The sequence below is a fragment of the Streptomyces sp. NPDC003011 genome (assembly GCF_053591515.1).
Genome location: NZ_JBSFTY010000015.1, coordinates 22,130 through 39,817, shown reverse-complemented (window position 1 = coordinate 39,817; position 17,688 = coordinate 22,130). Strand labels below are relative to the sequence as shown.

13 protein-coding genes are annotated in these 17,688 nt (G+C 72.2%); 4 read left to right on the top strand and 9 right to left on the bottom strand.

Annotation, left to right across the window (positions count from 1 at the left end):
• Window positions 1-4 precede the first annotated feature (4 nt).
• Both ACWD0J_RS10630 and nuoN read left to right on the top strand, forming a co-directional pair.
• The gene (locus tag ACWD0J_RS10630; RefSeq protein WP_451495400.1) at window positions 5-1,576 is read left to right on the top strand and encodes an NADH-quinone oxidoreductase subunit M; all 1,572 of its coding nucleotides are present in this window, start codon (window positions 5-7) and stop codon (window positions 1,574-1,576) included.
• Window positions 1,573-3,222: an NADH-quinone oxidoreductase subunit NuoN gene (gene nuoN, locus ACWD0J_RS10625; RefSeq protein ID WP_286063972.1), complete on the top strand. Its 1,650-nt coding sequence runs from the start codon at window positions 1,573-1,575 to the stop codon at window positions 3,220-3,222. The genes ACWD0J_RS10630 and nuoN overlap by 4 nt, the downstream gene beginning before the upstream one ends.
• A 97-nt stretch (window positions 3,223-3,319) precedes the next feature.
• Here nuoN and ACWD0J_RS10620 read toward each other — a convergent pair whose 3' ends face one another.
• Window positions 3,320-3,922 carry a Uma2 family endonuclease gene (locus ACWD0J_RS10620; protein ID WP_451495399.1) on the bottom strand — a complete coding sequence of 201 codons (603 nt, stop codon included), beginning with the start codon at window positions 3,920-3,922 and terminating at the stop codon, window positions 3,320-3,322.
• A 208-nt stretch (window positions 3,923-4,130) separates the two neighbouring features.
• Between ACWD0J_RS10620 and recQ the strand changes: the two genes are divergently transcribed.
• Window positions 4,131-6,176, top strand: a complete 2,046-nt coding sequence (gene recQ, locus ACWD0J_RS10615; protein WP_451495398.1) for a DNA helicase RecQ — start codon at window positions 4,131-4,133, stop codon at window positions 6,174-6,176.
• A 502-nt stretch (window positions 6,177-6,678) separates the two neighbouring features.
• On the opposite strand, the gene ACWD0J_RS10610 is transcribed toward recQ, so the two are convergent.
• From ACWD0J_RS10610 to ACWD0J_RS10580, 7 genes are all read right to left on the bottom strand, one after another.
• A complete protein-coding gene (locus ACWD0J_RS10610; RefSeq protein ID WP_451495397.1) occupies window positions 6,679-9,456 on the bottom strand; it encodes a fumarate reductase/succinate dehydrogenase flavoprotein subunit in 2,778 nt (925 codons plus the stop codon).
• An 11-nt stretch (window positions 9,457-9,467) separates the two neighbouring features.
• Entirely contained in the window at window positions 9,468-10,262 is a 795-nt protein-coding gene (locus ACWD0J_RS10605) for an ABC transporter ATP-binding protein (RefSeq protein WP_451495396.1), read from the bottom strand.
• Window positions 10,246-11,118 carry an ABC transporter permease gene (locus ACWD0J_RS10600; protein WP_451495395.1) on the bottom strand — a complete coding sequence of 291 codons (873 nt, stop codon included), beginning with the start codon at window positions 11,116-11,118 and terminating at the stop codon, window positions 10,246-10,248. The genes ACWD0J_RS10605 and ACWD0J_RS10600 overlap by 17 nt, the downstream gene beginning before the upstream one ends.
• Window positions 11,115-12,461, bottom strand: coding sequence for an ABC transporter substrate-binding protein (locus ACWD0J_RS10595; RefSeq protein ID WP_451495394.1), 1,347 nt, complete (start codon window positions 12,459-12,461; stop codon window positions 11,115-11,117). Before ACWD0J_RS10595 ends, ACWD0J_RS10600 begins: the two co-directional genes overlap by 4 nt.
• 15 nt (window positions 12,462-12,476) lie before the next feature.
• Entirely contained in the window at window positions 12,477-12,704 is a 228-nt protein-coding gene (locus tag ACWD0J_RS10590; RefSeq protein WP_352347876.1) for a 4Fe-4S dicluster domain-containing protein, read from the bottom strand.
• A 30-nt stretch (window positions 12,705-12,734) separates the two neighbouring features.
• Window positions 12,735-13,523 carry a GntR family transcriptional regulator gene (locus ACWD0J_RS10585; RefSeq protein WP_451495393.1) on the bottom strand — a complete coding sequence of 263 codons (789 nt, stop codon included), beginning with the start codon at window positions 13,521-13,523 and terminating at the stop codon, window positions 12,735-12,737.
• A gap of 689 nt (window positions 13,524-14,212) precedes the next feature.
• The gene (locus ACWD0J_RS10580; protein WP_451495392.1) at window positions 14,213-15,241 is read right to left on the bottom strand and encodes a LysR family transcriptional regulator; all 1,029 of its coding nucleotides are present in this window, start codon (window positions 15,239-15,241) and stop codon (window positions 14,213-14,215) included.
• A 123-nt stretch (window positions 15,242-15,364) separates the two neighbouring features.
• Between ACWD0J_RS10580 and ACWD0J_RS10575 the strand changes: the two genes are divergently transcribed.
• Complete coding sequence (locus tag ACWD0J_RS10575; RefSeq protein WP_451495391.1) at window positions 15,365-16,612, top strand: MFS transporter; 1,248 nt, start codon at window positions 15,365-15,367, stop codon at window positions 16,610-16,612.
• Window positions 16,613-16,715: 103 nt separating this feature from the next.
• On the opposite strand, the gene ACWD0J_RS10570 is transcribed toward ACWD0J_RS10575, so the two are convergent.
• Complete coding sequence (locus ACWD0J_RS10570) at window positions 16,716-17,654, bottom strand: M56 family metallopeptidase (protein ID WP_451495390.1); 939 nt, start codon at window positions 17,652-17,654, stop codon at window positions 16,716-16,718.
• Window positions 17,655-17,688 lie beyond the last annotated feature (34 nt).

Sequence of the window (17,688 nt, the reverse complement as noted above, 5' to 3'; positions counted from 1 at the left end):
ACCGATGTCCTTTCCCCTGCTGACAGCGACGGCGGTGCTCCCGGCCCTCGGGGCCATCGCCACGGCCGCCGTGCCGGCCGCGCGGCGCACCGCCGCCAAGTGGCTCGCGCTGCTCGTCTCGCTGGCCACCCTCGTGCTCGCCGCGATCGTCCTGGTCCGCTTCGACCCGGACGGCGACCGCTACCAGCTCACCGAATCGCACGCCTGGATCGCCGACTTCGGAGTCAGGTACGAGCTCGGCGTGGACGGCATCGGGGTGGCGCTCGTCGCGCTGACGGCGCTGCTGATGCCGTTCATCATCCTCGCGGGCTGGCACGACGCCGACCCGTTGGAGACGGGCAGCAAGCGCTGGCGGCCCACTCAGGGCTTCTTCGCGCTGATCCTGGCCGTCGAGGCGATGGTGATCATCTCCTTCGAGGCCACCGACGTCTTCCTCTTCTACATCTTCTTCGAAGCCATGCTGATCCCGATGTACTTCCTCATCGGCGGCTTCGGGGACCGGGCCCACCAGCACGGCGAGGAGGCCGCGTCCACCCAGCGGTCGTACGCGGCGGTGAAGTTCCTGCTCTACAACCTGGCCGGCGGACTGATCATGCTGGCCGCGGTGATCGGGCTCTACGTGGTCGCCGGGAACTTCTCGCTCCAGGAGATCGCCGAGGCCCGCGCCAACGGCTCGCTCGACATGGCGACCAACACCGAACGCTGGCTGTTCCTCGGCTTCTTCCTCGCCTTCGCGGTGAAAGCGCCGCTGTGGCCGCTGCACACCTGGCTGCCCAACGCGATGGGGGAGGCCACCGCCCCGGTCGCCGTCCTCATCACCGCGGTCGTCGACAAGGTGGGCACCTTCGCGATGCTCCGCTTCTGCCTCCAGCTGTTCCCGGAGGCGTCGAAGTGGGCGACGCCCGTCATCCTCGTCCTGGCGCTGATCAGCATCATCTACGGGGCGCTGCTCGCCGTCGGCCAGCGGGACATCAAGCGGCTGGTCGCGTACGCGTCGATCTCGCACTTCGGCTTCATCATCATGGGCATCTTCGCGATGACCAGCCAGGGCCAGTCCGGGGCGACGCTCTACATGGTCAACCACGGGATCTCGACGGCCGCGCTGATGCTGGTGGCCGGCTTCCTGATCTCGCGGCGCGGCTCGCGGCTGATCGCCGACTACGGAGGGGTGCAGAAGGTCGCCCCGGTGCTCGCCGGCACCTTCCTGATCGGCGGCCTGGCGACCCTGTCCTTGCCCGGACTCGCGCCCTTCGTGAGTGAGTTCCTGGTCCTGGTCGGGACGTTCGCGCGCTATCCGGTGATCGGGGTCATCGCCACCTTCGGCATCGTGCTCGCCGCGCTGTACACCCTCGTCCTCTACCAGAGGACGATGACGGGCCCGGTGAAACCCGAGGTCGCGACCATGCCGGACCTCAGGGTGCGGGAACTGGTGGTCGTCGCCCCGCTGGTGGTCCTGCTGATCTTCCTGGGCGTCTATCCGAAGCCCGTCACCGACATCATCGATCCGGCGGTCAAGCAGACCATGTCCGACGTCCATGAGAAGGACCCCCAGCCCGAGGTGGAGGCGGCCAAGTGAGCGCAACAGCCGTCCACAGCCTGTGGACAACCGCGGCCGACCCGATCTCGAAGATCGACGCGCCGAAGATCGAGTACGGACAATTGTCGCCCACCTTGATCGTCGTCGGCGCGGCGATCATCGGGGTGCTGGTCGAGGCGTTCGTCCCGCGCAAGTCCCGCTACTACGTCCAGCTGTTCGTGTCCGTGGTCGCGCTGACCGCCGGCTTCGCCGCGGTCGTCGCGCTCGCCGCCGACGGATACGCCACGACCAAGGCGGGCATCGCGGCGATGGGCGCGATCGCCGTCGACGGACCGGCCCTGTTCCTGCAGGGCACCATCCTGCTGGCCTCCCTGGTCGGCCTGTTCACCTTCGCCGAACGGCGGCTCGACCCGGAGGCGCACGGCAACCGCGTCGACTCCTTCGCCGCGCAGGCCGCCTCCGTGCCGGGCAGCGACAGCGAGAAGGCCGCGGTGAGGGCCGGGTTCACCACCACCGAGGTGTTCCCGCTGCTGCTGTTCGCCGTCGCCGGCATGCTGATCTTCCCGGCGGCCAACGACCTGCTGACGCTCTTCGTCGCGCTGGAGGTCTTCTCCCTCCCGCTCTACCTGCTGTGCGCCCTGGCCCGCCGCAAGCGGCTGATGTCACAGGAAGCCGCCGTCAAGTACTTCCTGCTCGGCGCGTTCGCCTCGGCGTTCACCCTGTTCGGCATCGCCCTGCTCTACGGCTACTCCGGCTCGATGTCGTACGCCACGATCGCGCAGGTCGTCGACGGCACGGTCACGACCGTCGACCCGGCGCTCGCGGCCACCATGGGCAACGACGCGCTGCTGCTCATCGGCGCCGCGATGATCATCATGGGTCTGCTCTTCAAAGTCGGCGCGGTGCCGTTCCACATGTGGACGCCCGACGTCTACCAGGGCGCGCCGACCCCGGTGACCGGCTTCATGGCGGCGGCGACGAAGGTGGCCGCCTTCGGGGCGCTGCTCAGGATCCTGTACGTCGTGCTGCCGGGCCTGCGCTGGGACTGGCGGCCGGTGATGTGGGGCGTCGCGGTGGTCACCATGCTGGGCGGTGCGATCGTCGCGATCACGCAGACCGACATCAAGCGGCTGCTGGCGTACTCGTCGATCGCGCACGCGGGCTTCATCCTCGCGGGTGTCATCGCGACCACACCGGACGGCGTCTCGTCGGTCCTCTTCTATCTGGCCGCGTACTCGTTCGTGACGATCGGCGCGTTCGCGGTGGTCACGCTGGTCCGGGACGCGGGCGGCGAGGCGACGCACCTGTCCAAGTGGGCCGGGCTGGGCCGGCGTTCGCCGCTGGTGGCGGCCGTGTTCGCGGTGTTCCTGCTGGCCTTCGCGGGCATCCCGCTCACCTCCGGTTTCGCCGGGAAGTTCGCCGTGTTCAAGGCGGCGGCGGAAGGCGGCGCGGCCCCGCTGGTCGTGGTCGGTGTCATCTCGTCGGCGATCGCGGCGTTCTTCTACATCCGCGTGATCGTGCTGATGTTCTTCAGCGAGCCGCGGCCCGAGGGCCCGACCGTCGCGGTGCCGTCCCCGCTGACGACGACGGCGATCGGGGTCGGCGTGGCGGTCACGCTGGTGCTCGGCGTCGCACCGCAGTACTTCCTGGACCTGGCGAACCAGGCGGGCGTCTTCGTGCGCTGAGACCAGCTCGCCGGCAGGCGCGAAAGCCCGGCTCCCGTTCACGGGGGCCGGGCTGCTGCGTGCGGGGCGGTATGCGGGGGTTCGATGCGGTGGCGGGTTACTCGCCGCTCCCGCGGCGCGGCTTGATACCGGTGAGGTCCAGGTCCACCGGGAACGGGGCGGCCACCTTCATCCGCTCGCGGAAGATCCCCACGCTGCTGTAGGCGCCGGTGGTCGGCTCCAGCTCGAAGGCATGGACGACGGCGAGCCCCTTCTCGTTCTCCACGCGCCAGTAGTGGGGAATGCCGGCCCGGGCGTACTTCAGCGGCTTGGTCTCGCGGTCCCGGGACACGGAGTCCACCGACATGACCTCGATGGCCAGGACGACGGCCTCGGCCGGGTACCGGGTCTGTTCCGGGTCCTCCACCACGTCCCCGCGCACCACGACCACGTCCGGCTCGGGCCGGTTCTGACGGTCGATGTCGATGGTGAACTCGCGGATGACCTCGAATTCCCTCGGGGCCAGGGACTGGAGCTGCCATTCGAAGAAGCTCACAGCGCGTGAGTGAAAGAGGGTCTGCGGACTCACGAAGACCAGGCTCCCGTCGATCAGTTCCGTGTGCGGAGGCAGATTCGGAAGCCGGTCCAGATCGTCGGCGGTCCAGCCGCCCTCCGGCGGTGTCGGCCAGGTAGGCGTGGACGCCTTCGGTGCGACGCTCATCAGTGCTCCCATGGGACGGAGTCTCGCCGGTGCATTCAGACTATCGGGCGGAAACGGGCAGGTCTCCCGCGAACGTGTGAACGAGTGTCGCGTCCTTGACGCGAGCTGCGGGGAGCGGCCTGTGGATAACTCCGGGGCTGTCGGTGCGGACCCCTATCGTGGAGGCAGTGGTCGAGGGACGACGCACGGGGGACGAGCGAGGTACGGGATGGGCGGGACGGTTGTGACGACCGCAGCAGACACGCCGAGGACATCGGAAGCGAGCGAGGCACTGGCCACGCTGCACCGGATCTTCGGATACGAGGCCTTCCGCGGCGCACAGGAAGAGGTCATCGAGCATGTGGTGGCCGGCGGAGACGCCGTCGTGCTCATGCCGACCGGCGGCGGCAAGTCGCTGTGCTATCAGATCCCGTCCCTGGTCAGACCGGGCACGGGCATCGTGGTCTCCCCGCTCATCGCGCTGATGCAGGACCAGGTGGACGCGCTGCGGGCGCTCGGCGTGCGCGCCGGGTTCATGAACTCCACGCAGGACTTCGACGAGCGCCGGGTGGTGGAGGCCGAGTACCTGGCCGGCGAGCTGGACCTGCTCTACCTCGCTCCGGAGCGGCTGCGCCTGCAGTCCACGCTGGACCTGCTCTCCCGCGGCAAGATCGCGGTCTTCGCGATCGACGAGGCCCACTGCGTCTCCCAGTGGGGCCACGACTTCCGCCCCGACTACCTGGCCCTGTCGCTGCTCGGGGAGCGCTGGCCGGACGTCCCGCGGATCGCGCTGACGGCGACGGCCACGGACGCGACGCACCAGGAGATCACCCAGCGGCTGAACATGCCGGCGGCCCGCCATTTCGTGGCGAGCTTCGACCGGCCCAACATCCAGTACCGGATCGTGCCCAAGGCCGACCCCAAGAAGCAGCTGCTGGGCTTCCTGCGCGAGGAGCACCCGGGCGACGCGGGCATCGTGTACTGCCTCTCGCGCAAGTCCGTGGACGCGACGGCCGAGTTCCTGTCCCGCAACGGCATCGAGGCGGTGCCGTACCACGCGGGCCTGGACGCGGGCACCCGCGCGGCCCACCAGTCGCGCTTCCTGCGGGAGGACGGCCTGGTCGTGGTCGCGACCATCGCCTTCGGCATGGGCATCGACAAGCCGGACGTCCGCTTCGTCGCCCACCTCGACCTGCCCAAGTCGGTCGAGGGCTACTACCAGGAGACCGGCCGCGCCGGCCGTGACGGACTGCCGTCCACGGCATGGATGGCCTACGGCCTCAACGACGTCATACAGCAGCGCAAGATGATCCAGTCCAGCGAGGGCGACGAGGCGTTCCGCCGCCGGGCCGCCGCCCACCTGGACGCGATGCTCGGGCTGTGCGAGACGACCCAGTGCCGGCGCGGCCAGCTCCTCGCCTACTTCGGCCAGGACCCGGACCAGCCGGCCTGCGGCAACTGTGACACCTGCCTCACCCCGCCGGAGACCGTGGACGGCACGGTCGCGGCCCAGAAGGTGCTGTCGACGGTGGTGCGGCTACAGCGGGAGCGGGGGCAGAAGTTCGGCGCGGTGCAGATCGTCGACATCCTGCTGGGCAAGCGCACGGCCAAGGTGATCCAGTTCGACCACGACCAGCTGTCCGTCTTCGGCATCGGCGAGGAACTCTCCGAGGGCGAATGGCGCGGAGTCGTACGGCAGTTGCTGGCGCAGGGGCTGCTCGCGGTCGAGGGGGACTACGGCACGCTGGTGCTGACCGAGGCGAGTGGTGAGGTGCTGCGGCGGGAGCGGGAGGTGCCGCTGCGCAAGGAGCCGAAGAAGGCGGTGACCTCGCGGTCGGCGTCGGGGTCGTCCGGCTCCGGGCGGGGCGAGCGCAAGGCCAAGGCCGCGGCCGCGGCGGCCGAACTGGCCGAGGAGCTGGTGCCCGCGTTCGAGGCGCTGCGGGCCTGGCGGGCCGAACAGGCACGCGAGCAGGGCGTTCCCGCGTACGTCATCTTCCACGACGCCACGCTCCGGGAGATCGCCACCGTGTGGCCGACGTCGGTGGAGCAGCTCGGCGGGATCAGCGGGGTGGGCGAGAAGAAGCTGGTGACGTACGGGGAGGGCGTGGTCGCGGTGCTGGCAGGGCTGGGCGGAGGTCCCGGGGCGACCGCCACGGCCACCGACGCGGACGCGGTGACGTCCACGGCCATGCCCGGCCCGGCGGACGACGCCGACCCGGGCGCGGACCACTGGCCGGAGATGGACGCGGAGCCCGAGCCGGAGGACTGGATATAGGGCGCCGGTCAGCTGGCGCGCTGCGCGGAGGTCACCTTCATCTCCGACTGCGTGGAGGCCACCTTCATCCGCGACTGCGCGGAGATGGCCGCCCGCGCCTGCCTCGCGGTAGGCCCGGTCGCGGCGGATCCGGGTCGCGGCGGATCCGGTCGCGACAGGTTCTGTGGGCACGGGCTGTGGACCGGTGCCGTACCGGGTCGGCACCGCCGCGGGTTCCCGTGAGTGCGCCTGCGGCTGTCGTGCGCTTGTGCCCGCTCTGCCCGGCCCCGTCCGCCCGCCCCCCGCCCCCCGTCCCCGCGTCGGCATCGGCCTCTCTCCAGCGCGTGGACCTGCTCCGGTAGGACCTCAGCGCCGGCAGCCGGTACCGGCCTCCGCGCCGACGCCGGTATCAACCTGCCCGTCCGCATCGATCCCGCACCGATCCCGGCACCGCTTCCGGAACTCCCCGCGCGGTACTGAGAGCCGGTTCCGGCACCGCGGCCGGTTCCGGTACCGCGGCCTGTCACAGTGCCCGGGTCGCGTACGCCCTGACGTCCGCGTCCGTGTCGGTCGTGGCGGTGGAGAGGGCCGCGCGGGCGTCCTCGGTGGTGGTGTGACGGGTCAGGGCCAGGACGGCGGCCTTGCGGACGTCGGCGTTCGGGTCGGCCAGGGTCTTGGCGAGAGCGGGGACGGCCACGTCCGGGCCGGCGGCGCCCAGCGCGGTCGCGGCGCCGGCCCGGACCTGCCAGGCGGGGTCGCCCTGGGCGGTCACGGCCCGGTCGGCCAGCGGGGCCGGGCAGCCAACGGCGGCCAGCGCCTCGTAGGCGGCCCCGCGGACCAGGGCATCGGGGTCGTCGACGAGGACGGTCAGAGCGGACAGGACGGTGTCGGCGTCGGACTCCGCCGATGCCCGGCCGCCGGCACTCAGGGTGGCCAGGGACTTGGCGAGGGCGACGCGGACCTCGCGGGAGGGCTCGGTGGTGGCCGCCTGGGACAGGGCGGTGACCGCGTCCACCGAGACGAGGGCGCGGACCGCCTCGATGCGGACGGCCGTGTCGGAGTCGGTGAGAGCGGAGGTGAACAGGGCGGCGTCGCCGAGCCGCAGGGCGCGCAGGACGTCCAGCGCGGTGGCCCGGACGACGGGGTCGGCGCCGGACAGGGCGGCGGCGAGACGGTCCCGCAACGCGGCTTCCGGCGGCAGCGTCTCGACGAGTTCACGCAGGGAGGCCGCCGCGGCGGCGCGGACGCCGGCGTCCGGGTCGGAGAGCGCCGTGGCGAGCGCCGGGCCGGTTCCGGGCGGCACGGTCTCGGTCAGGACGGTGACGGCGGTGCGGCGGACGGCGGGCTCGGGGTCGGTCAGGTAGGGGGTGAGGGCCGAGTGGTCGGGTTCCTCCTCCGCGAGGGACAGGAGGGCCAGCAGGCGGGGCGAGACCGGCAGGTCCGCGTCGGCACCGGGGCCGGCGGCCGGACCGGGTGCCGCGGCCTCCGCCCCCGGCGACACGGGCGCCACCTCCCGGGCGCCGGCCGTCGCCACCTGTTCCGGATGCACCTCGCCGAGGTGCCGGGACGGACCGCCGGTCGGGGTGAACTCCTCGACCGGGACCAGATAGGGAGCCACGGGACGAGCCGTGAACTCCATCGCGCCAGAGGGGGACTTGTGCAGATCGAGGTGGTGGAACCAGGACGCGTCGTCGCGGCGCGGATGGTCGAGGCGGTCGTGGTAGAGGCCCCAGCGGGACTCCGTGCGGGCCAGGGAGGCGCGGGCGGCCATCTCCGCGCAGTCGCGGATGAAGGTGACCTCCGCGCAGCGCATCAGCTCGTGCGGGGTGCGGGCACCCATCGCGGCGATGTCGGCGCGCATCCGCTCGAACGCCTCCAGGGCCAGGGAGAGCCGGGCGCCGGACTTCGGCGGGGCCACGTAGTCGTTCACGAAGCGGCGCAGCTTGTACTCGACCTGGGTCTGCGGCGGGCCCTGCGGGTTGCGCAGCGGGCGGTAGATCAGCTCGTGCGCGTCCCGGAGCTGGTCGGCGGGCAGCTCGCCCGCGTACGGGCGGTAGCGGGAGGCGTCCGCGCCCGCCAGGTCCCCGTACACGAACGCGCCGATCATGTAGTTGTGCGGGACGCAGGCCAGGTCGCCGGCCGCGTACAGACGGGGGACGGTCGTGCGGGCATGGTCGTCGACGCGTACACCGGAAGCCGAGTGGCCGCCGCACAGGCCGATCTCGGAGATGTGCATCTCCACGTCGTGGGTGCGGTAGTCGTGTCCCCGGCCCGCGTGGAACGTGCCGCGTGTCGGGCGTTCGGTGGAGTGCAGGATGGACTCCAGGGCCGCGACCGACTCCTCCGGGAGGTGGCTCAGCTTCAGGTACACCGGGCCCCGGTCGGACGCCACCTCCGCCGCGAACTCCGCCATCATCTGCCCCGACCAGTAGTCGGAGTCGACGAAGCGTTCGCCGTGCCGGTTGACCTGGTAGCCGCCGAAGGGGTTGGCGACGTAGGCGCAGGCCGGGCCGTTGTAGTCCTTGATCAGCGGGTTGATCTGGAAGCACTCGATACCGGTGAGCTCGGCGCCCGCGTGGTAGGCCATCGCGTAGCCGTCGCCCGCGTTGGTCGGGTTCTCGTACGTCCCGTACAGGTAGCCGGAGGCCGGCAGGCCGAGGCGGCCGCAGGCACCGGTCGCCAGGATCACCGCGCCCGCACGGACCGAGACGAACCGCCCCGTACGGGTGTTGAAGCCCGCGGCTCCCACGGCCCGGCGGTCGCCGCCCTCGCCCGCCGTGAGCACGCGCACCGGCATCACCCGGTTCTCGATGCGGATCCGCTCCCGCATCTCGCGCCGCCGCAACTGCCGGTACAGGACCTTCTTGACGTCCTTGCCCTCCGGCATCGGCAGCACGTAGGAGCCGGACCGGTGGACCTGGCGGACCGCGTAGTCCCCGTGCTCGTCCTTCTCGAACTTCACGCCGTACGACTCCAGTCGCTGCACCATGGCGAAGCCGCGGGTGGCGGTCTGGCGGACGGTGGACTGGTCGACGATGCCGTCGTTGGCGCGGGTGATCTCGGCGACGTAGTCGTCGGGCTCGGCGCGGCCGGGGATGACCGCGTTGTTGACGCCGTCCATGCCCATCGCGAGTGCTCCGGAGTGGCGGACGTGCGCCTTCTCCAGGAGCAGGACGTCCGCGCCGTGTTCGGCGGCGGTCAGGGCCGCCATGGTGCCGGCGGTGCCGCCGCCGATGACGAGGACGTCGCAGCTCAGCTCCTCGGCGTCGGCGAGGGACGGGATCTGCGTGGTGGTGTCCACCGGCGTGCCTTTCAGATGCTCAGTGAGGTCAGGACGTCACGCCGCAGCGCCGCGCGCGCGGGATCGTCGCGCGCCGTACGGTCGCGCGGACGCGGTACGTCGCGTACGGCGGTCAGCCGGCCGGAGCCCAGCAGGGCCACGCGGTCGCCGAGGAACAGGGCCTCGTCCACGTCGTGGGTGACGAAGACGACGGTCGCGCCCGTGCCGTGCAGCACGTCCACCAGCAGGTCCTGCATGCCGGCGCGGGTCTGGGCGTCGAGCGCGCCGAACGGCTCGTCCATCAGGACGGCGCGCGGGCGGGCGGCCAGGGCGCGGGCCAGCTGGGCGCGCTGGCGCTGGCCCCCGGAGACGCGGTGCGGCAACTGGCGGGCCCGGTCGGCGAGTCCGACCCGGACGAGCCACGACTCGGCCTCGGCGCGGCGTTCGGCGCGCGGCACCCCCTTGATGGCGAGCGGCAGTTCGACGTTGGCCCGCAGGGTGCGCCAGGGCAGGAGGGCGTCCTCCTGGAAGATCAGGGCGCGGTCGGCGGCGGGGCCCGTCAGTGGACTCCCGTCCTGGGTGACGGTGCCGGCGAGCGGAGGCAGCAGCCCCGCGAGGGTGCGCAGCAGGGTCGACTTGCCGCAGCCCGAGGGACCGACGACGGAGAGGATCTCGCCGGGTGTCACGACGAGGTCCACCGCGTCCAGCGCGACAGCGCCGGGGCGGCCGAGCGCGGCCCCGTGCAGCGCGAGCCCGGCTCCCCGCACGGCGGGTCCGGCACCGGCCCGCGACTGCTGCGCGGGCCGGACCTCAGACGAGCTGGTCATGGGGTGCCTCCTCGCTCTGGTGACGGGCCCGGTGCCGCGCCGTCACCGGGGCGGGGGCGACCCCGCGCGTCCGGGGGGCCCGCACTCCGGGGACGTACGACGTGCGCGGCAGCCAGCGGGTCAGGCGGCGGCCCAGCAACTCCACGGCGGTGGAGGTGACCCAGCCGAGGACGCCGATGGTGACCATCCCGACGAAGACGCCCGGGTAGTCGACCACCGTGTAGTCCTGCCAGGTGCGGTAACCGACGCCGTACTGGCCGGAGATCATCTCGGCGGAGATCACACAGATCCACGAGACGCCGATGCCGACGGACAGACCGCCGAAGATGCCGGGCAGCGCGCCCGGCAGGACGACCGAGCCGAGGATCCGCCACCGGCCGCCGCCCATGGTGAGCACCGCCTCCTCCCACACGGGTGTCAGCGCGCGGACCGCGTGCCGGGTGGACACCAGGACCGGGAAGAAGGCGGCGGTGCAGGTGATGAAGACGATGCCCTGTTCGTTGGAGGGGAACAGGAGGATCGCGACGGGGACGAGGGCGATGGCGGGGACGGGGCGGACCACTTCGAGCAGCGGGCCGAGCAGGTCCTCGGCGAGACGGGAGCGCGCCACGAGCACGCCCGTCGCCACACCGAGGACGGCGGCGAGGAGGAAGCCGGTGAGGATGCGGGTGAGGCTGTCGGTGAGGTCCGTCCAGTAGTCGGGGCCGGACAGCCGGTCGGCGAAGGCGCGGGCCACGTCGGCGACGGTGGGGAACTGCGAGAAGCGCAGCCACAGGTCGACGTCCAGGCTGGTCACCAGCTGCCACAGGCCGAGGGCGGCCGCCAGCGAGCTCACGCGCAGCGCATACCGGGTCACGACGCCCGCTCCAGTGCGTCGGCGTACGTGATGACGCGGGCGCCGCCGTGCCCGGCGACGTAGGCCCGCGCGGTCGCCGGGGCGACGAAGGGCAGGAGCCGGTCGCCGTCCGCCACCCAGACGGCCTGGTCAGCGAACCAGAGGGTGCCGGTGGTGGCGTCGGGCACATAGGCGGCGCGGATGCCGCTCCTGTGCTTCGCGACGTAGGCCAGCAGGTCGGCGGGCGACGTGAAGGGGCGGGTCTCGGTGGCGTCCTCGGGCCAGACCTCGCTCGCGGCCGGTGCGGGGGAGGCGGCGAGGCGCTGCGCGTAGTCGGAGCCGAGGGCCTTCTTGACGTACCGGTCGTCGACGAAGGCGTCCACGTCCACGTCGCCGGTCAGCTTCGCCGACTTCAGGACCGACACGTCCTGCTTCAGGGCGGAGACGAGCTGCGGCTTGATCGCCGGGTCGAAGGTGGCGATGCCGTGGGCGCCGTTGTAGAGGTAGACGACCTCGGCGGGCAGACCGGTGGCCCTGGCGACCTTCTCGGCGGCGGCCACGGGATGCGTGTTCAGGTAGTCCGTCGCCTGTGCCTGCGCCTTGAGGAAGGCCTCCAGGACAGCGGGACGGCGCTCGGCGAAGTCCTCGCGGGCGGTGACACCGTGGAAGGTGGGCAGGTTCAGCTGAGCCCCGTCGTACAGGGCTTTCGCCTTGCCCTGGTAGGCGAGCAGACCCGGCCAGGCGACGAACTGGGAGAGCGCGTCGGCGCTGCCCGCCGCGAGGGCCGAGGCGCCCACCGCGGGCTGCTGGTTGAGCTTCTCGACGCCCTGGTCGGGGTCGATGCCGGCGCGTTGCAGGGCGCGGACGAGGGTGCCGTCGGCGGCCGAGCCGACGCTGGTCGACACCTTCTTGCCGCGCAGGTCCGTGAGGGAGGTCAGGGTGGAGTCGGGGGAGGTGACGATCGTGTTGAGGCCGCCGCGGAGGTTGTAGCCGGTGACCGAGACCAGGTGGGTGGGCTTGCCGAGCTGCTTGCCGCGGGCCGCGTTGATGAGGAGGGGGAAGTCGCCCATCGAGCCGATGTCGACCTTGCCGGCGGTCATCTGGGCGGTGATGGGGGCGCCGGTGGCGTAGTCCTGCCAGTCGACCTTGTAGGTCCTGCCGTCACCGAGGGAGTTCAGTTCCTTCTCGAAGGAGCCGAGGGAACGGAGCAGGGTGCCCGCCGTGACCGTGTTGATCGTCTTGGACTGGTAGCCGACGGTGACGGTGACCGTGGAGCCGTCGTCCCCCGCCGCCGCGTTGCCGCCGCAGGCGGTGAGGGGAAGGAGGAGGGCTGTGGCCGCCGCGGCGACGGGTGTGTGGTTCATGGGAGTTCTGGCCTCTCACCGGAGCAGATAGGGCATGTTGACCGTGACGGCTCCGGTGGGACAGCGGGCCGCGCACGGACCGCAGTACCAGCACTCGTCGACGTGCATGTAGGCCTTGCCGTTGCTCTCGTCGATGGCGAGGGAGTCCAGCGGGCACATGTCCACGCAGAGCGTGCATCCGTCGATGCACTTCGACTCGTCGATGGTCACGGGCACGTCGGCCCGCTGGGGCGTCAAGGGCATGGCTGTCTCCAGGAAAGGGGTGCGAGGGCTCTACAGAGACCGGTGGAGGAGGCCGCTCATCGTGATGCGGTCGCCGCGGAAGCGGATGAACTCAAGGTCGACGGGGCGGCCGTCGGCGAGGTGGGTGAGGCGTTCCAGCATGAGGACGGCCGCGCCGCGCGGGGCTTCGAGTACGGCGGCGGAGTGGGTGTCGGCGTTCACCGCCTCCAGGGTGATCTCGGCGTGGCTGAGGCGCTGCCCGGTGATGGCTTCCAGGAGGCGGAAGACGTCGGTGTTCTCCAGGTCGGCGCCGAGCAGGGCGGTGCCGAGGTCGAGCGGGATGTAGGTGAGGTCGAGGGAGAGGGGGAGGCCGTTGAGGCGGCGCAGGCGTTCGATGTAGAGGACGTCGGTTCCGGGTGCGACCTGGAGGCGTTCGGCCACCGGGGTGGGTGCCGGGGCGGGGCCCATGGTGCGGACCTCGTTGGTGACCCGGCCGTGTTCGCGGAGGGTTTCCGCGAGGCCCATCAGGCGGTCGAGGCCGTGGGGGTACTTCTGGGCGACGACGACCGTGCCGACGCCGGGGAGGCGTTCGACGAGGCCCTCGGCACGGAGCAGGTCCAGGGCCTGGCGGACCGTGTTGCGGGAGGCGCGGTAGTCGGCGGCGAGGGCGGACTCGTGGGGGAGAGTGCCGTCGGGGAAGCGGTCGCTGAGGAGTTGGCGGCGGAGGAGGTCGGCGAGCTGGCGGGCCTGGTCCGCGCGCAGCCGACGACGCGTGCGGTGGGCGGCGACGGTGGTCGCGCCCTGGCCGGCGTGGTCTCGGATGCGGTCGGAGGCGGGCATGGCCGAACCATACCGAGCTGGTAGGGAAAGCTGTGTTGCGGGCGTGTTGCGCCACCGCGGGCTCCGCCGGAGTGGCCGTTGAGCTGGGGTTTCCGGCGGTTGCGGGGGAGATCCGCCACCGGGGCGCTGCGTCGGCGGGGGCCGGGTATGGATGGGTACGGGTTGGCTTGGGACGGATGGGGTCGCGGTGTGGTGGGAGCTGGGGCGCGCTGAGCTGTGGTGCGGTGGGGCTGGGGTGCGCTGGGCTGTGGTGCGGTGGGCTGGGGTGCGGGGTGCATTCGTGGCGCGGCTCGGCCTGTGGCGTGGCCGGGCTGCCGTACGGCTGAGGTGGGGGCCGGGCGAGGAGCTGGCCGGGGTGGGCGCTGGGCGGGGTGGGTCGCGCAGCCAGGCGCCGCGGCGGGGTGCCGCTGCACCCGGCAGGGGGTGTCGGGAGGGCGTGCCGGCGGTAGCCGCCGTCAGTTGCGGGTGAGACCGGTGGGTCCCGTGGGTCAGTCCGCTGGGGTGCGGGTGCCTTCGTGGCGCGGCTCGGTCTGTGGCGTGGCCGGGCTGCCGTACGGCTGAGGTGGGGGCCGGGCGAGGAGCTGGCCGGGGTGGGCGCTGGGCGGGGTGGGCCGCGCAGCCAGGCGCCGGCGGGGTGCCCGATGCACCCGGCAGGGGGTGTCGGGAGGGCGTGCCGGCGGTAGCGACCGTCAGTCGCGGGTGAGTCCCGAGGGTCCCGAGGGTCCCGTAGGTCCGGTGGGACGCATGGGACCGCTGGGCCCGTCGTCGGCGGCGTCGCCCCGCTGGCGTGGTGTCGTGGCCCAGGTGGGGCGCCAGACCGGCTCGGGGGGCGGTGCCAGGCTCGCGAAGTGGTTGATGATCGCCCGGAGTCCCGGGTGTGGATTCGCGCGGGGGAGGATGAGGGACAGCGGGTACGCGAGCGTCGGATCCACGATCGGGATGCGGCGCAGATCGTGGTTGGTCGGCCAGATGTACCGGTCGCGCGAGCCTACGAGGGTTGCCACGTCCGCGGAGTCCGCGAGGATGTCCAGGAGCACCTCGTCGCCGAAGTGCGGGCCCGCGGCGTCGACGCGGAGGTCGAAGTCGGTGGCGAGCTGGTCGTAGAACTCCGCCCATTCGCTGAGCGGCGCGATACCCGGCACCCAGATCCGGTGCCGGCGCAGCTGGGACGGGGTGAGGGTGCGCGCCGAGGCGAGCGGGTGCCTCGGGCCGACGAGGAGTTCCAGCGGGGAGTCGAACGCGTGGATCATGTGCACGTCGGGCGGCAGTGTGGCCGGGTCGGTGACCGAGCGGAACGAGGCGTCGACGTCGCCGGCTCGGACGGCGGCGACCGCCACGCGCGGGTCGTTGACCCTGAGGGTCACCACGTCGAGGTCGGTTCCGGGATGCGACCGCCAGTGGTCGTGCAGGATGACGGCCTGCGCGGATCGCAGGCCGAGAACGTCGATCCGCAGGGCCCGCGAACCCGGTCTGATCGCGGTGACGGCGCGATCGACACCCGTGACGATGTTCCGGGCGTGCGGGAGGAAGGCCTGGCCGTCGAGTGTGAGCTCGACCCCTCGGGCGGTGCGGGAGAACAGCCGGACGCCGAGTGCGCGCTCAAGAGCTGCGATCCGCTTCGACACGGCCTGCTGCGTCACGCCGAGCTCGTCGGCCGCCTGTTGCAGCTGCCCGAGCTCGGCCGCGCGGACGAACGACCGCACCGCCTCGGTATCCACTGATCCAGCATAAGCATGCCCAACTGATGGTTGTGGCTCGCCCGGGAGCCGGTTGTTTGATCCCGTGACGGCGCTGCCGGTGTGATGCGGAGACCCGAACATCGGTTGTCACGAGGGAGTCGCATGCGCGTGCGGTTGGGGCGCGGTTTCGGCTGGCTGTGGTCGGCCTACGCCGTCAGTACGTACGGTACGTGGATCGCCTTCGGCGCGTTCCCGCTGATCGCGGTCCGGGTGCTGCACTCGTCGGCGTTCGCCGTGTCGCTCCTGGCGGCGGCCGGGCTCGCCGTCGCGGCGACGGTGGCGTTCCCGCTCGGGCCGTGGGTCGAGCACCGGGCCAAGCGTCCGGTGATGATCGCGATGGACCTGGTGCGGTTCGTCGCGATGGCAAGTGTCCCGCTCGCGTACGTCCTCGGGGTGCTTTCCTACGGCCAGCTGCTGGTCGTCTCGGTCGTCTCCGGGACCGCGAGCATCGCCTTCACCGCCGCATCCGGCGCGTATCTGAAGTATCTCGTCCCTGGCGATCACCTGCTGGTGGCGCACGGGAGATTCGAGGGCACGAGCTGGGTGGCGACCGCGGCGGGCCCGCCCCTCGGCGGTGCGCTCACAGGGCTGCTCGGCCCGGTCGTCACGGTCATGGCCGACGCCCTCAGCTACCTGCTGTCCGCGCTCGGGGTCCTCCGCATCCGCGGAGGCGACGTCGCCGCGCCCCGCGACCCGGCTGCCAGGCTGCGCGGAGCCGACCTGCTCGGCGGCTGGCGGTTCATCCTCCGCGACCGCGTACTGAGACGCCTGTTCCTCAACTCGATCCTGGTCGGCGGCCTCATCATGGCCACCGCCCCGCTCCTGTCCGTCCTCCTGCTGGACCAGTACCACTACCCGGCCTGGCACTACGGCCTCGCCTTCGGCGTCCCGGCACTCGGCGGCTTCGCGGGAGCCCGCCTCTCCGCGCGGCTCGTGACCCGCTACGGCCGGCACCGGGTCATGATCGTCTCCGGCTGGCTGCGCTCGGTCTTCCCGCTCGGTCTCACGTTCGTCGGTCCCGGAATCCCCGGGCTGCTCACCGTGATCATCGTCGAGGGGCTGCTGATCACCTGTATGGGCGTCTTCAACCCGGTCTGCGCGACAGAACGCCTGCAACGGACTCCCGCGGACCACACCGCCCAGGTCCTCAGCACATGGAGCGCCCTCAGCAAACTCCTGCAAGCCGCCCTGATGCTGGTCTGGGGCGTTCTCGCCACGCTCACCAGCCCGCTCGCCGCGATCACCGTGTCCGGCGTCCTCCTGCTCGCCACCCCGCTCCTGCTGCCCGGACGGATGGACCTGTCCGCCAAGGACGCCACGCGCCCCGGACGCCACGCGGCCCGGTCGTGAGGCGCCTCGACCGCCACGCGCCCCGACCGCCACGCGCCCCGACCGTCAGGCGGCCCGGCCGTGAGACGGCGTCGGCGGCTCGCCGTCGGTGTGGAGGGGCGGCCTACGACAGCGCCGTCAGACCCGGGGCGAAGGTGATCAGCAGGGGCAGCAGAGGAACCAGCGCCGCCGCCGTCGTCGTCAGGGCCCGGTGTCTGCGGCCGAGTCTGGGCCGGGGTTCCAGGAGGCGGTCGACGCGTTCGCCGAGGAGGCGGTGGGTGGAGGCACAGGAGAGGACGCCTCGGTGCTGGTTGAGCTCGATCAGCGCCAGGGCGGTGGTGAGGTGGCCGCAGCGGCGGGAGGCCGTGTCGTCGGCGGCGAGTTCGACCAGGCGGTGGGTCTGGTCGCAGAAGTGGGCGAAGAGCGGAACCCGGGGGAAGCCGGTGGCCAGCGCGGTGGAGAGGTGGAGCAGCCAGTCGTGGCGGGCGCGGGCGTGGCCTCGCTCATGGGTGAGGACCGCGTCGAGCTGGTGGTCGGTGAGACGGTGCAGGGCGCCGGTCGTGACGATCAGCTGGGGCGGGCTGCCCGGCATCCACCAGGCGTCCGGGTACTCGTCCTCCAGCACCAGGAGGGGGCCGCGCGCGGCGGGCAGGCCGGCCGGCAGGTCGGGGGCGCGTTCGCGCAGGTGGGCGCGGGCCTGGCCGCGGCGCCGGCGCGCCTCGGCGAGTTCCCGGGCCAGCATCGCGGTCGTCCAGGCCGCCCCGCACGCCAGCAGCAGCGTGAGGGCGACCGCCCAGGCCGGGGCCACGGAGAGGTCGTACGCCGCGGTCACGGCGGGCGGTGCCGGGGCGAAGACCCGGTCGCGGACCGTCTGGAAGACGGCCGCGGCGCCCAGCACCAGGGCGGTCAGGCAGCACAGCAGGACCGTGGCGACCAGGCACTGCCACACCCACAGCGCGACCACCGGGTCCCGTTCGGGCCAGGCGGCCCGGGTCAGCACGCGGGGGACCGGCACGGCGGCCGTCACGGCGACGACGCTCAGCAGGAGCAGGCAGAAAGTCATGCCACGGGCTCCGATTCCTGATCGCGAGAAAGGC

Coding starts and splice junctions, on each gene's coding strand:
- recQ (WP_451495398.1), top strand. CDS start 4,131: ATGGGCGGGACGGTTGTGACGACCGCAGCAGACACGCCGAGGACATCG.
- ACWD0J_RS10570 (WP_451495390.1), bottom strand. CDS start 17,654: ATGACTTTCTGCCTGCTCCTGCTGAGCGTCGTCGCCGTGACGGCCGCC.
- ACWD0J_RS10620 (WP_451495399.1), bottom strand. CDS start 3,922: ATGAGCGTCGCACCGAAGGCGTCCACGCCTACCTGGCCGACACCGCCG.
- ACWD0J_RS10605 (WP_451495396.1), bottom strand. CDS start 10,262: ATGACCAGCTCGTCTGAGGTCCGGCCCGCGCAGCAGTCGCGGGCCGGT.
- ACWD0J_RS10590 (WP_352347876.1), bottom strand. CDS start 12,704: ATGCCCTTGACGCCCCAGCGGGCCGACGTGCCCGTGACCATCGACGAG.
- ACWD0J_RS10630 (WP_451495400.1), top strand. CDS start 5: ATGTCCTTTCCCCTGCTGACAGCGACGGCGGTGCTCCCGGCCCTCGGG.
- ACWD0J_RS10575 (WP_451495391.1), top strand. CDS start 15,365: ATGCGCGTGCGGTTGGGGCGCGGTTTCGGCTGGCTGTGGTCGGCCTAC.
- ACWD0J_RS10595 (WP_451495394.1), bottom strand. CDS start 12,461: ATGAACCACACACCCGTCGCCGCGGCGGCCACAGCCCTCCTCCTTCCC.
- ACWD0J_RS10585 (WP_451495393.1), bottom strand. CDS start 13,523: ATGCCCGCCTCCGACCGCATCCGAGACCACGCCGGCCAGGGCGCGACC.